Origin of the sequence: Ohtaekwangia sp. (genome assembly GCF_036568665.1) — a bacterium.
Lineage (GTDB): Bacteria > Bacteroidota > Bacteroidia > Cytophagales > Cyclobacteriaceae > Ohtaekwangia.
In genome coordinates, this window is record NZ_DATCSD010000250.1 from 16,476 (window position 1) to 28,528 (window position 12,053).

The 12,053-nt window shown below is 44.2% G+C and carries 12 protein-coding genes; 4 read left to right on the forward strand and 8 right to left on the reverse strand.

The features are described from left to right. Window positions 1–2: 2 nt before the first annotated feature. A complete protein-coding gene (locus VIN08_RS13860) occupies window positions 3–776 on the forward strand; it encodes a succinate dehydrogenase/fumarate reductase iron-sulfur subunit (protein WP_331966112.1) in 774 nt (257 codons plus the stop codon). A 263-nt stretch (window positions 777–1,039) separates the two neighbouring features. Further along, window positions 1,040–1,789 (forward strand): polyprenol monophosphomannose synthase, encoded by a 750-nt coding sequence (locus tag VIN08_RS13865; RefSeq protein WP_331966115.1) that lies wholly within the window; start codon window positions 1,040–1,042, stop codon window positions 1,787–1,789. Between the two features lie 57 nt (window positions 1,790–1,846). Here VIN08_RS13865 and VIN08_RS13870 read toward each other — a convergent pair whose 3' ends face one another. Together VIN08_RS13870 and VIN08_RS13875 are read right to left on the reverse strand one after the other, a co-directional pair. Next, on the reverse strand, window positions 1,847–2,404 hold the full coding sequence (locus VIN08_RS13870; RefSeq protein WP_331966117.1) for a hypothetical protein: 558 nt from the start codon (window positions 2,402–2,404) through the stop codon (window positions 1,847–1,849). 94 nt (window positions 2,405–2,498) lie between these two features. Beyond that, the gene (locus VIN08_RS13875) at window positions 2,499–3,719 is read right to left on the reverse strand and encodes an ABC transporter permease (RefSeq protein WP_331966120.1); all 1,221 of its coding nucleotides are present in this window, start codon (window positions 3,717–3,719) and stop codon (window positions 2,499–2,501) included. A 101-nt stretch (window positions 3,720–3,820) separates the two neighbouring features. Here VIN08_RS13875 and VIN08_RS13880 point away from each other — a divergent pair, with 101 nt between their 5' ends. Both VIN08_RS13880 and nth read left to right on the forward strand, forming a co-directional pair. Then, window positions 3,821–5,038, forward strand: coding sequence for a DUF1343 domain-containing protein (locus tag VIN08_RS13880; RefSeq protein WP_331966123.1), 1,218 nt, complete (start codon window positions 3,821–3,823; stop codon window positions 5,036–5,038). Window positions 5,039–5,050: 12 nt separating this feature from the next. After that, window positions 5,051–5,686: an endonuclease III gene (nth, locus tag VIN08_RS13885; protein WP_331966126.1), complete on the forward strand. Its 636-nt coding sequence runs from the start codon at window positions 5,051–5,053 to the stop codon at window positions 5,684–5,686. 222 nt (window positions 5,687–5,908) lie between these two features. Here nth and VIN08_RS13890 read toward each other — a convergent pair whose 3' ends face one another. From VIN08_RS13890 to VIN08_RS13915, 6 genes are all read right to left on the reverse strand, one after another. Then, window positions 5,909–6,514, reverse strand: coding sequence for a hypothetical protein (locus VIN08_RS13890; RefSeq protein WP_331966129.1), 606 nt, complete (start codon window positions 6,512–6,514; stop codon window positions 5,909–5,911). Beyond that, window positions 6,511–6,849, reverse strand: a complete 339-nt coding sequence (locus VIN08_RS13895) for a PadR family transcriptional regulator (protein WP_331966132.1) — start codon at window positions 6,847–6,849, stop codon at window positions 6,511–6,513. Before VIN08_RS13895 ends, VIN08_RS13890 begins: the two co-directional genes overlap by 4 nt. A 432-nt stretch (window positions 6,850–7,281) precedes the next feature. Further along, window positions 7,282–8,841: a cell division protein FtsZ gene (ftsZ, locus tag VIN08_RS13900; protein WP_331966135.1), complete on the reverse strand. Its 1,560-nt coding sequence runs from the start codon at window positions 8,839–8,841 to the stop codon at window positions 7,282–7,284. Window positions 8,842–8,905: 64 nt separating this feature from the next. After that, complete coding sequence (gene ftsA, locus VIN08_RS13905) at window positions 8,906–10,228, reverse strand: cell division protein FtsA (RefSeq protein WP_331966137.1); 1,323 nt, start codon at window positions 10,226–10,228, stop codon at window positions 8,906–8,908. 72 nt (window positions 10,229–10,300) lie between these two features. Further along, entirely contained in the window at window positions 10,301–11,065 is a 765-nt protein-coding gene (locus VIN08_RS13910; RefSeq protein WP_331966140.1) for a cell division protein FtsQ, read from the reverse strand. Continuing rightward, window positions 11,055–12,053, reverse strand: a 999-nt coding sequence (locus VIN08_RS13915; RefSeq protein WP_331966143.1) for a UDP-N-acetylmuramate--L-alanine ligase, incomplete at its 5' end; no start/stop codon positions are given. The genes VIN08_RS13910 and VIN08_RS13915, both read right to left, overlap by 11 nt.

The window sequence follows — 12,053 nt, forward strand, 5'->3', positions numbered from 1 at the left end:
TCATGAAATTTAACTTAAAGGTTTGGCGCCAGAAAAATGCTAATACACCAGGTAAGTTAGTAGACTATAGTATTGATAACATCAATGCCGATATGTCGTTCCTGGAAATGGTTGACATATTGAACGACAACCTGGTACGTAAAGGTGAAGAGCCGATTGCGTTTGATCATGATTGCCGTGAAGGTATATGCGGTATGTGCAGCATGTATATTAACGGACGTGCACACGGCCCGCATCATGCAGCCACTACATGCCAGCTTTATATGCGCACATTTACCGATGGCGATACTATTTATGTAGAACCCTGGAGAGCAAAATCATTCCCGGTTATTAAAGACCTGGTTACGGATCGTGGTGCGTTTGACCGTATCATTGCATCAGGCGGTTTTGTGAGCGTAAATACCGGCCAGGCCCAGGATGCCAACAACCTTCCTGTAAATAAAGATGATGCTGAAAAAGCCATGGATGCCGCAGCCTGTATAGGTTGTGGTGCCTGTGTAGCAGCTTGTCCTAACTCTGCAGCGATGCTGTTTGTCTCTGCTAAAATTTCACAACTTGCTTTACTACCACAAGGTCAGCCGGAGCGCGATCGCAGAGCGATGGCCATGGTAAACCAGATGGATGAAGAAGGTTTTGGAAACTGCACCAACATCGGTGCCTGCGAAGCAGAGTGTCCGAAAGAAATTAAGTTAACCAACATCGCCCGTATGAATCGTGATTACTTTGCGGCATCATTCGGTTCTCCGGAAGTAGTATCAAATGGCGAAGGGCACTAACAACGTTCTCTCTCTATAAAAAGAAAGGCTGAATATTACTTCAGCCTTTCTTTTTTTATCGGTATAGATGAAATACGGCCTATCACCTTTATATAGTTATTTCTGTTGTGCCAATGCGTCTGTTATACACATCTCAGAAAAATATTGGCCGTTGCGGAAATTAAATACATCGACAAAGCGTATTAAAAATAGTACAGGTAGATTCTAAAACGATTGTTTAATTTTTTACTTTTTATAGATTTGTCAGTAACCAAAAGGAAGTCGTGAGCAACGCTATCGTCATAATTCCTACCTATAAGGAACGGGAAAACATCCGCTCGATCATTGATACTGTCTTCAGTTTACCGAAGGAGTTTGATATTTTGATTGTGGATGATAATTCTCCTGATGGAACAGGCGAGATCGTTGAGCAAATGCAGGCGACTTATAATACAATACGAACCCGTCTGCACCTGCTGAGGCGCCCCGGTAAACTCGGACTGGGTACAGCCTATATTACCGGTTTTAAATTCGCGCTCGAACGAGGATATGATTTTATACTCGAGATGGATGCCGACTTCTCGCACGATCCGAAAGACCTGGTACATCTATACCTCTCGTGTGCAGAATTTGGCAGTGATGTTTCGATTGGCTCACGCTATGCTACGGGTGTAAATGTAGTGAACTGGCCCATGGGCCGTGTGCTTCTTTCCTATTTTGCCAGCAGTTATGTAAGGCTCATTACGAGTATACCGGTGCGCGATACAACGGCAGGCTTTGTTTGCTATAGCCGCAAAGTATTGGAGACCATTCCTCTCAACCAGATAAAATTTGTAGGCTATGCTTTTCAGATCGAGATGAAATTCATCGCGTGGAAATATGGCTTCACCCTGAGAGAAGTTCCCATCATATTTACCGATCGCACGCGCGGAGAATCCAAAATGTCGCCAGGCATTTTTAAGGAAGCATTCTTCGGTGTATTACAAATGACTATCCAAAGCTGGTTCCGGAAATATATACCGGCACAGCCCTGATAAAAAAATTGGTTGACCATAATTCTGATCAACCAATTCAAACTCTTTCGTCTAGCGTTAGTCTTGCAAGCCAACAAAGGTGATGGGGCCTACGTGCGACTTCACCAACTCCAGATCTGGTTCAGTGATCTCCGCTTCGTAACCATCTTCCTTAAGCATGTTGAGGATGTCTTCCGCAGCCTCACGCTGTTTGTAAATGTGGTAATCCTCACGGGCAAATACAGGGTAGCGACCCAGCTTTTGCTCGCGATCAACAAAGTTAAATCCACATAGGAAAAGTTTACTGTTTGCATGTTGAATGCGATACAATGGCATCTGCGGATACTTCTGCAACCACTCTACCACATCTTCACGCGTACCTTGAACAATTTCCGTCAGCTTAAAAATGCGCATCACTTCTCCCTGGTTGGGTTTGTCCAACATACGCAAGTCGAAGTTGTGAACATAAGCTGACAGGCCAACACATCCGCATAATACCATAAGCGGATTTTGTGCATCACCGTGCAACCGCACATCGAGGTTTTTGGCATTGAAAAATGCCTGAAGCCTGCGGTTTCTCTTCTGGATCGTTGATGTCAGGTCAGGCCTGACAGGATTCTTGAATTTTAATTGCATGACATTAAAACATTTCTGTATAAGGTGGGCTCCTTACTTATAACAAAAGTAGAAAATTATTTGAAGTTTAAACGATTATTAACATTGATTAACATTAATCAAATCGAATAGCCTTAATCGGGTTTACGCGGGTAATGACCATCGTGGGAATCAATAGCACCACAGTAACGACTAAAAACGTTGTGAGGTTTAACAAGCCCACTACTTCCCAATGCCAACTGATGGGCACTACGTGCATGTAATAATCGTGTGGATTCAATTTAACAATTTTAAACTGATATTGAAGGTAACATAAACCAAGGCCTATGGCATTGCCCAGTAACAGGCCTTTCATAATGAGGCTTATACCCTGATAAATAAAAACAGATCGTATCAGCGAGTCGCCTCCTCCCAAGGCTTTCAACATACCAATCATCTGCGTGCGCTCCATTACCAGGATCAGCACGATGGAGATCATGTTCACGCAGACCACTGTTAAAATAATGCCAAGCAGAATATTTACTTGTCGGCTCAACAGGTTCAGCCATTCAAATACCTGCTGATACCGATCGCTCACGCGCTCTATATTCTGATCAAAGTCCATCCCCTGCCCGATCGCAAGGCCTGCTTCATCTATACGATCTACATCATCGGTATAAATTTCAATACCACCCGCTAAACTATCAGACCAATCGTTGAGACGTTGTATGAGCCTGATGTCGCCCAGAATTACTTTGCTGTCAAAATACTCGGAGAGGTTTGTTTCATAGATACCAACAACCTTCAGCTTCCGGAAGCGCGGAGGATTCTGAAAGAAATGTACAATGATATCGTCACCCACTTTTATATTCAGCTTATTCGAAATGATCTTGCTGATCACTATCTGGCGCGCATAGCCTGAATCCGGAAATTGAATAAACTCTCCTTCGAGGAGATTCTCACGAAAAGAATTTACATCAAAACTTTTTCCTACACCTTTCATCACAACGCCCAGCACTTCATCATTCGTCTTTACCAAACCAGCTTTGTGCGAGAACTCCTGTACATGACGAACGTGCGGATATTTTTCAGGGTGCTGGTATACATCAATATGATAATTCATCGGCTGCTCGTCCGTTGAATTATTCATCGTGAACTTTGTAGCAATAAGGTGTCCGCTGAAACTATATATCTTGTTCTTTACGGTTTCCTGAAAACCTTTCATGATCAGGAATGAAACAATGGCAGCGCCCAATCCTATACCGATACTGAAAATAGCAATTCGGTGAATGGTGGATGAGAAGCCCTGCTTTTGCTCGAGGCTTATTCTTTTGGATATGAAGTACGAAAGGTTCAAGTCTTCTTACTAACTTTTCAGCGCCATGGCTGGTGCAAAATAAGATTTGCAAACACCATAATCAAATAAGCACCTGCCAGGAGCATAATATTCCGTACTGCATGAAAATAAAAATAGCATTCACACTTCTTCATCTGTTGGGGGTTTTCGCTTGCCTCAGCCCGAAAACAACGACACCTCCGGTAAAAGAACCACCCGTTACACAACAACCAGCGGAAGCTCCTAAAGCTGACACACGACTTGCATTGGGTGCTGAACAACTGGATATACTCTTGCAGAAACTGGGTACACAACGTGTAGCCCTGGTAGTAAACCAGACATCGGTGATTGGCAAAACACATTTGGCCGATACATTGAAGAGTCGCGGTGCTAACCTCATAAAAATATTCGGACCAGAGCACGGCTTTCGCGGAGCTGCCGCCGATGGCGAGCATGTAAAAGATGGTGTTGATACCAAAACAGGACTGCCGGTTGTTTCACTTTACGGGAAGAACTATAAAGCAACACCCGCACAGCTTAGCGATATAGATATAGTCGTGTTCGATATACAGGATGTAGGCGCACGCTTCTATACCTATATCAGCACCATGCACTATATGATGGAAGCCTGTGCAGAGAATAACAAGAAGATGATCATCCTCGATCGTCCGAATCCCAATGCGTATGTCGATGGACCAATCAATCAAACACCTTTGAAATCATTTGTAGCAATGCATGCTATACCTATTGCGCATGGCCTTACCGTGGCAGAGCTTGCCCTGATGATTAACGGAGAAGGATGGCTCACTAATCATGTTATCTGCAACGTGGAAATTGTACCGATGAAGAACTGGAAACACAGCGACAGCTATTCGTTGCCGGTGAAGCCTTCACCGAATCTTCCCAACGACCAGGCTATACGTTTATATCCATCGATCTGTCTCTTCGAAGGAACAGTGATCAGCCTCGGGCGCGGCACGCAGATACCATTTCAGGTGCTTGGTAATCCGGAACTAAAGAATATGCCTTTTCAGTTTACACCTGTGAGTATACCGGGCATGTCTGTAACACCGCCTCTGGAAGGCAAGGTGTGTTATGGACTCGATCTGCGAAATGTACAAGTTGAAAGAAGAATAGATCTGAAATACCTGATACAGCTATACAACGCATATCCGGAAAAAGAAAAATTCTTTTTGCCATATTTTGATACGCTTACAGGCAATACCGTATTGAAACAACAGATCAAGGAAGGCAAAACCGAAGAGCAGATTCGCGAAACGTGGAAAGCTGACCTGGACAATTATAAAAAGAAGAGAGAGAAATACCTGTTATATCCGTGATATACTTAGCCCATGACTAAAGCTGAAAAAGTACAAGACATTCTCTCGATACTCGATCATCATTTTCCGAATCCTGAAGTTCCGCTACATCACAAGGATGCCTATACGTTGTTGATCTCCGTTCTGTTATCAGCGCAATGTACGGATGAACGCGTGAACAAGACTACACCTATACTTTTTAAACAAGCGGACAATCCGTACGACATGGTAAAGATGTCGCAGGAAGAGATACAGGATATCATCCGTCCCTGCGGACTTTCCCCAATGAAATCGAAAGGTATATATGGCTTGTCTAAAATACTGATCGATAAATATAACGGAGAAGTGCCCGATACATTTGAAGCGCTGGAAGAATTACCGGCTGTAGGTCATAAAACTGCCTCCGTAGTAATGACACAATGGTTCGGCATACCCGCCTTCCCTGTCGATACCCATATACATCGCCTCGCCTATCGCTGGGGATTAACCAATGGCAAAAGCGTTGAGCAAACCGAACACGATCTGAAGCGACTCATCCCGAAAGAAAAATGGAACAAGGCACATTTGCAGATTATATACTTTGGCCGAAAGTTCTGCCCTGCACGTGGCCACGTGTGGACTGATTGCCCTATATGCTCCAAGTATATGCGCAAAGACTTACGCGATTAACGGATAACTATTACCGCGTAACGAAATTGAATATCGGACAGATGAACAAGGAACAATGAATGTCCAAGTATAGCTTTCACTTTCAGCTTCTATTTATTCTGCGAGATCTGCGGAAACAAATGTATTTTATCTGTGTTAATCCATGGGAGATATTCTGCATTTGAATATCGAACAAGGTATACCGATCAACGAATGTCTAAGTATAAATCAACAGTGGCGTCCTTAAGATATTGACTTCTTATACATCGTAAAGAATAAAAACGGGAGAAACCCGAAACTGAACAGCGCTGCACCTGTAAGCAAAAGAACATCGGCCCATTGCAGGTTAAACAATTTGAATACAACTGCCATGCCCGTAGCCAGTGCGCTGAGTATACCTAAAAAGATACGCACCCGATCTGTCCATGGGGCATGCAGATTTACTTTAAAATGATTTACTACCACCAACGGCAGAAACACCAAAGCAAAAGTCAGAAAGCCGTACGTTATTAACTGTTCACCACCAGGCATATGCAAAAGTTTGAATGTAATACCCATGCTCATACTGCTGGTAGAAGCGAAGCCTATTCCATACATTACCTTTTTCATATTTATCATTTTAGCGTTTAACAATAAAAGTGTTTCCTGTTCAAGTTCAGCCAATCCATCCGGAGCGAGCTCCTGTAAAGCATTCGTCAGCGCAACATCGAAAGGTATATTTTTCTCCATCTTCATTTCCACCACACAACATAAGTGGTCCAGCACATCATCCTGCAAAGCCGCTATATCTATACCGCCATGCCTTACACGACTGCGGATATACTCAACCTGTTCTTCGGAGAGCGTCATAGTGTTTTCAATTGCGGAAAAACGATTTTGTTCAGCGTGCCAATAAAATCTTTTAGTTCTTCGAGGTAGGCTACTTTTTCTTTTTGTCCTTTCTTCGTGAGGTAATAATACTTTCTTACACGCTTGCCTATATATTCTTCTTTATAGGAAAGCAATCCATCGGCAGTCATCTTTTGAAGAGCCGGATATAGCGATCCGTCTTTCAAATGAATTTTCCCATCCGTCAGCTCCTTTACATGCTGCGAAATTTCATAACCATACATTTTCTCGTGCTCCGCCAATAATTTCAAAATTATAGCCGTGAGCGTGCCTTTCAGCAGTTCTTTCGAATACATAGATCGAATATACATAGAACTATGATATATCAAAATAAAATACATCATTCTTTTTAGTACAAAAAGTCAGGATGACGGAAAGGCCGAAAGTAATTTTGATTGACAGATAACGATTAACGGATAACAGAATTGAATATCGAACAAGGAACACCGATCAACGAATGTCGAAGTAAAGAGGTGTAACTAAATCCAATGCTGCTAAAAAACAAATGCCGGACGTGGTTAACGTCCGGCACTGCCTTGCGCGATCCTAACGCATCAGGACAAAAAATTCGCGCTTCTTCATGTTAAAAAATTGGCACCCGACACCGGCAAAAAATATTTACAACCAACAACCACTACGAATGGAGTAAATGAACCTGTCATGCCGAAGTGCCATATCTTTCGGGGCGACTCAAGTATATATACCTATATATCCTGGTCGCGCTTCTTTTAATCTACATTGTCGTGCAAAAATTTGTTGTTACCCAGAATGTTGTTGTCATCATTCAGGTTATATTTTGAAATGAACGGCTCTGATGAATGTGGCACATCCTGCATCTTTACTCCTCTGCGGAGGTATGCCGGCAACGACCATTTTTCATTGAATTCTTCTTTTGTCATTTCAGATTTACGAGCCTGCTTCAGTTTTTCATGACGCTCTTTCGCTTGTTGCTGCAGACGTTGCTTCGTTGAACGCAGCTCCATCATGCCATCATCGTTGATTACCTGATCGCCATACTGAACGGACGTTACATCAAAGTCGTCATCGCGGAACAAACTATCATTGTCAGCTTCTTCTTCGTGACGTGAAGGTTCTACCTTATTGAATGGTCCGCTGAATGTTACTTCGCGTTCCATTGGTTTCTCTTCAATCTTATCCTGCTTCGGTTCAGGTTTAGTCTTCAACTCGAGATCTTTCTTTTCATTTACCGAATTATCGGCACTGTTGAAAAGCCATCCCTGTGAACGATCGAGGTCGTGTACCTTCTTATCGTTGCCTGGTTGCTTCCTGGCAGTTGTCTGCTTCGACTCTGAATTGAAACCGGTAGCAATTACGGTTACACGGATTCTGTCTCCGAGATCAGGATCAACGCTGTGACCGAAGATCATCTCGGCTTCTTCACCCGCCTGCTCCTGTATATAGTCTGTAATCTCCGACAGTTCATCCATCTGCAGTTCTGCTTCTGCACCGGAGATGATCGACAAGAGAATTTTCTTCGCACCCATAATATCGCAGTCGTCAAGCAACGGAGAGGCTAGAGCACCTTCTGCCGCTTTCTTCGCGCGATCTTCACCGCGTGTTTCTACTGATCCCATGACAGCAGCACCTGCATTGAGCATTACGGTACGCACATCCTGGAAGTCTACGTTTACGTAACCTGCCAGGGTAATGATCTCCGCTATACCTTTGGCCGCCATCGTTAATATATTATCGGCTTGCGCCCATGCTTTTTGTATCGGCAGGCTTCCGAATATCTCGCGCAGTTTATCATTCAGAATTACGATTACTGTATCGCAGTTCTGGCGCAGCGCTTCTATACCATACTCCGCCTGTGCTGATTTTTTCTTTCCTTCAAAAGCAAAGGGAGCTGTAACAATTCCTACGGTAAGTATATCCATATCCTTGGCGATCTTGGCGATCACCGGGGCAGCACCGGTTCCGGTTCCACCACCCATACCGGCCGTTACAAAAACCATTTTTGTACCGTTCAGCATTTCGCGGATATGCTCTTTACTCTCCAGTGCAGCATTCTTACCAACTTCAGGATTGGCTCCGCAGCCTAGCCCTTCCGTTAGATTTGTTCCGATCTGAAGTTTATTCGGCACCGGGCTCAGATTAAGCGCCTGGCTATCGGTATTACATACTACAAACTCAACATCCTTGATGCCTTGCTTGTACATGTGATTTACAGCATTGCTTCCGCCACCGCCTACACCGATCACCTTGATGATGGATCGGTTCTGGCTATGTTTCGGAACTTCAAATTTGTAGGATCCTGTTTCGAACATGATTATAAATCTTTAGTGGTTGTTCTTCTTTCATTAAGCATGGAGCGTTAACTCCTGCTGCTTTTTAGTATTCATTCTTTCCATCCAGGTCATCGATCAACAGACTTTTGGTTTTATTCAAAATGTCGTTGAAGAAACTTTTTGATGATACTGGTTTCTTCGCTTTGGCAGCAGCGTTTGCATTTTTTACCGCTACTACTTCGCGGGCTTCCTTGTAACGATCTTCACGTTCGTCCAGGGACCTGAATCCAGCGAGTACAAGTCCTACTGCTGTTGCATACATCGGACTCTTGATCGCTTCGATCTTGCTCTTGCCCAGGTGTTCGTTCGGATATCCTATACGTGTATCCATACCTGTCATATACTCTACCAATTGCTTGAGGTTTGCCAACTGCGAACCTCCACCTGTAATCACGATTCCGCCAGCGAGTCTGTTCTCAAATCCTGAACTGATAATTTCTGCATGCGCCATCTCGATGATCTCTTCCATTCTTGCTTCAATGATGTTGGAGAGATTCTTCACCGAAATTTCTTTTGCGGCCCGGTTGCGTATACCGGGTATAGAAACGATCTCGTTCGGACTTGCTTCTTCTGCTATCGCTTTACCGAAACGTGTTTTCAATTGTTCCGCCTGCTGCGGAAGCACCATCAATCCCTGCTTGATATCGTTGGTGATAATGTTACCGCCAAACGGAATCACTGCTGTGTGGCGAATAATGTTATCATAAAATATAGCTATATCTGTAGTACCTCCTCCGATGTCGATCAGGCAAACGCCTGCTTCTTTCTCTTCATCGTTCAACACGGCCAGGCTGGACGCCAGCGGCTCGAGGATGAGGTCATCAATTTCCAGTCCGGTTCTGCGAACACATTTATTGATGTTGTTGATAGCATTGGTTTGCGCAGTGATGATGTGGAAGTCTGCTTCGAGGCGAACACCCGACATACCTACCGGCTCTTTTATACCATCTTCATAATCCACCATATAGTCTTGCGGCATCACGTGTATGATCTGACTTCCCGGAGGAACAACCATGCGATACATATCCTGTGTGAGGCGCTCTACATCCGACACGGTGATCTCATCTTCTTTTGACGTGCGCGTTATACCACCGTGCTGTATAAAACTACGAATGTGCTGACCAGCTATACCCACGTTTACAACACCTATATCAATACCTGCCTGATCGCCCGCATCCTTTATAGCCTTCTCAATTGCATATACAGTTTTATCGATATTGAATACGATTCCCTTCACCACACCTTCAGACTCAGCTTTACCCATGCCGAGAACCTCCAGCTTGCCAAACTCATTCTTGCGGCCAACAATAGCACAGATCTTAGTCGTGCCAATGTCGAGTCCTACTACTATTTTTTCGTGTTCCATGGTTGTAAACTTTTTTATAGTGGTTGTTTTTTTACTACCTATATCTTCTTCAATTCCTGATGATCTATATATTTACTCCGCTACGATCTGCCCTTCATATTCCAGATTCACGCGCTTGTATTTATTCCAGCCCATCCGCGGAAGAATTTCTTTATAGAATATCTTCAGCTTCCTGAACTTCACCTCCAGGTTGTCTGGTTTCCCAAACTCAATTTTTTCATCTCCTACCTGCGAGAACATCGTAATGCCCGCTTTACTATCTATATCCAGCTGAGCGATCTGCGCATTCCAGAATTCATCTTCGCGAATCATCTTCAGCAACTCCATCAACTGTTTACCTTCTTCGGTTTCATCTACGCTCTTCTGCTTTAACAGCTGGCGCACATAACCACCGCTTACCAATACCACGCGCGAAGTATATTTCTCCGATACCGGCATCAGTCGCCCGTCTTCTGCTATATATCCGTCAGGGCCATCGTTGCGCACAATACGCGCTACGGGTCTGCGAAGTTCCACGTTCACCACTACATTTCCCTTCAGGTCGCTATATACTTGTGCATCTCTGATAAACGGTTCCGTCTTGATCCGCTTCTCTACATCTTTCAGGTTCACCGCTTCCAGCTCGGCACCTTTCAGATTCTCCTGGTTCAGTTGCATCAGATCCTGAACATCAGCTTCGTCCAGAAAATGATTTTCATGAACGTTCTCGATCTTGATCGTGATGTCTCTGATCGCTACTTCACCACGCCTGCGTTCTGTGAATGCAATAATTCCCAGAATGACCAGCACGGCCACACCTATCTTTACTTCACGCTTCAGGTTGAACTTAAGCTTCATACTTCCTCAGCACGAGTTCCTTTATAGGTGTTATAAATGTATCGATGTCGCCTGCTCCTACCGTTACAATTACATCGAGGTCTGTCTTCTCCAGTTTCTCCATCAGGTCTTTCTTGCTGCAGCGTACTTTTACCGGGCTCGTAATGTCTTTAAAGATCATATCCGAATCCACACCGGGTATAGGTAACTCGCGTGCAGGGTATATATCCATCAGGAAAAGCTCATCGGCCAGGCTTAAACTTTTCGAAAAGCCTTCGGCAAAATCGCGTGTCCGTGAAAACAGGTGCGGTTGAAATACAACGGTAAGCTTACGGGACGGATACATCGACTTCATTGAACGAAGGAATGCTTCGATCTCAGTCGGGTGGTGCGCATAGTCATCTACATATACAACCTTTTTACCCTTCACAATAAACTCGAACCTGCGCTTTACACCGGAGAAAGATTCCAACGCTCGTTTGATCGTTGGAATATCTACTCCGCATGCATGCGTTGCTATGGCTGCAGCAATTGCATTCTCGATATTATGAAATCCGGGGACACCGAGCCTGATCGACTCAACCTTGCCAAATCCGTGGAGGTCGAACTCAAAAAATCCGCTATTCGCGATAATGCTGCCGGCAAAAAATTGTCCCCGGCTCATGCTATAAATATTCTTGGTAACGTGCGTCACATCACTGGCGAGCTGCTCTGCTACCGACTCGTGAATGATAAGTGTGCCTCCGTTATTAATTTGCTTTATATAGTCTTTAAACGATGTAATCAAACTGTTGTGATCGCCATATATATCCAGGTGATCGGCATCCGCAGAAGTTATTACAGCTACCTGTGGAAATAACCGCAGGAACGAACGATCAAACTCATCTGCTTCTACTACCACCAGTGTTTCCGGAGTAACATCGCCCTGCATTACCAGGTTGGAGTTATAGTTGGTCGTTATACCTCCAAGGAAACCCACCATGTTACGCCCCGCTACCTTCAGTATATG

What these genes read in the sequence shown, in the direction of transcription:
- ftsZ (WP_331966135.1), bottom strand. Translation starts at nt 8,841, where the DNA reads ATGTTCGAAACAGGATCCTACAAATTTGAAGTTCCGAAACATAGCCAG.
- VIN08_RS13895 (WP_331966132.1), bottom strand. Translation starts at nt 6,849, where the DNA reads ATGTATTCGAAAGAACTGCTGAAAGGCACGCTCACGGCTATAATTTTG.
- VIN08_RS13890 (WP_331966129.1), bottom strand. Translation starts at nt 6,514, where the DNA reads ATGACGCTCTCCGAAGAACAGGTTGAGTATATCCGCAGTCGTGTAAGG.
- nth (WP_331966126.1), top strand. Translation starts at nt 5,051, where the DNA reads ATGACTAAAGCTGAAAAAGTACAAGACATTCTCTCGATACTCGATCAT.
- VIN08_RS13880 (WP_331966123.1), top strand. Translation starts at nt 3,821, where the DNA reads ATGAAAATAAAAATAGCATTCACACTTCTTCATCTGTTGGGGGTTTTC.
- VIN08_RS13860 (WP_331966112.1), top strand. Translation starts at nt 3, where the DNA reads ATGAAATTTAACTTAAAGGTTTGGCGCCAGAAAAATGCTAATACACCA.
- VIN08_RS13910 (WP_331966140.1), bottom strand. Translation starts at nt 11,065, where the DNA reads ATGAAGCTTAAGTTCAACCTGAAGCGTGAAGTAAAGATAGGTGTGGCC.
- VIN08_RS13870 (WP_331966117.1), bottom strand. Translation starts at nt 2,404, where the DNA reads ATGCAATTAAAATTCAAGAATCCTGTCAGGCCTGACCTGACATCAACG.
- ftsA (WP_331966137.1), bottom strand. Translation starts at nt 10,228, where the DNA reads ATGGAACACGAAAAAATAGTAGTAGGACTCGACATTGGCACGACTAAG.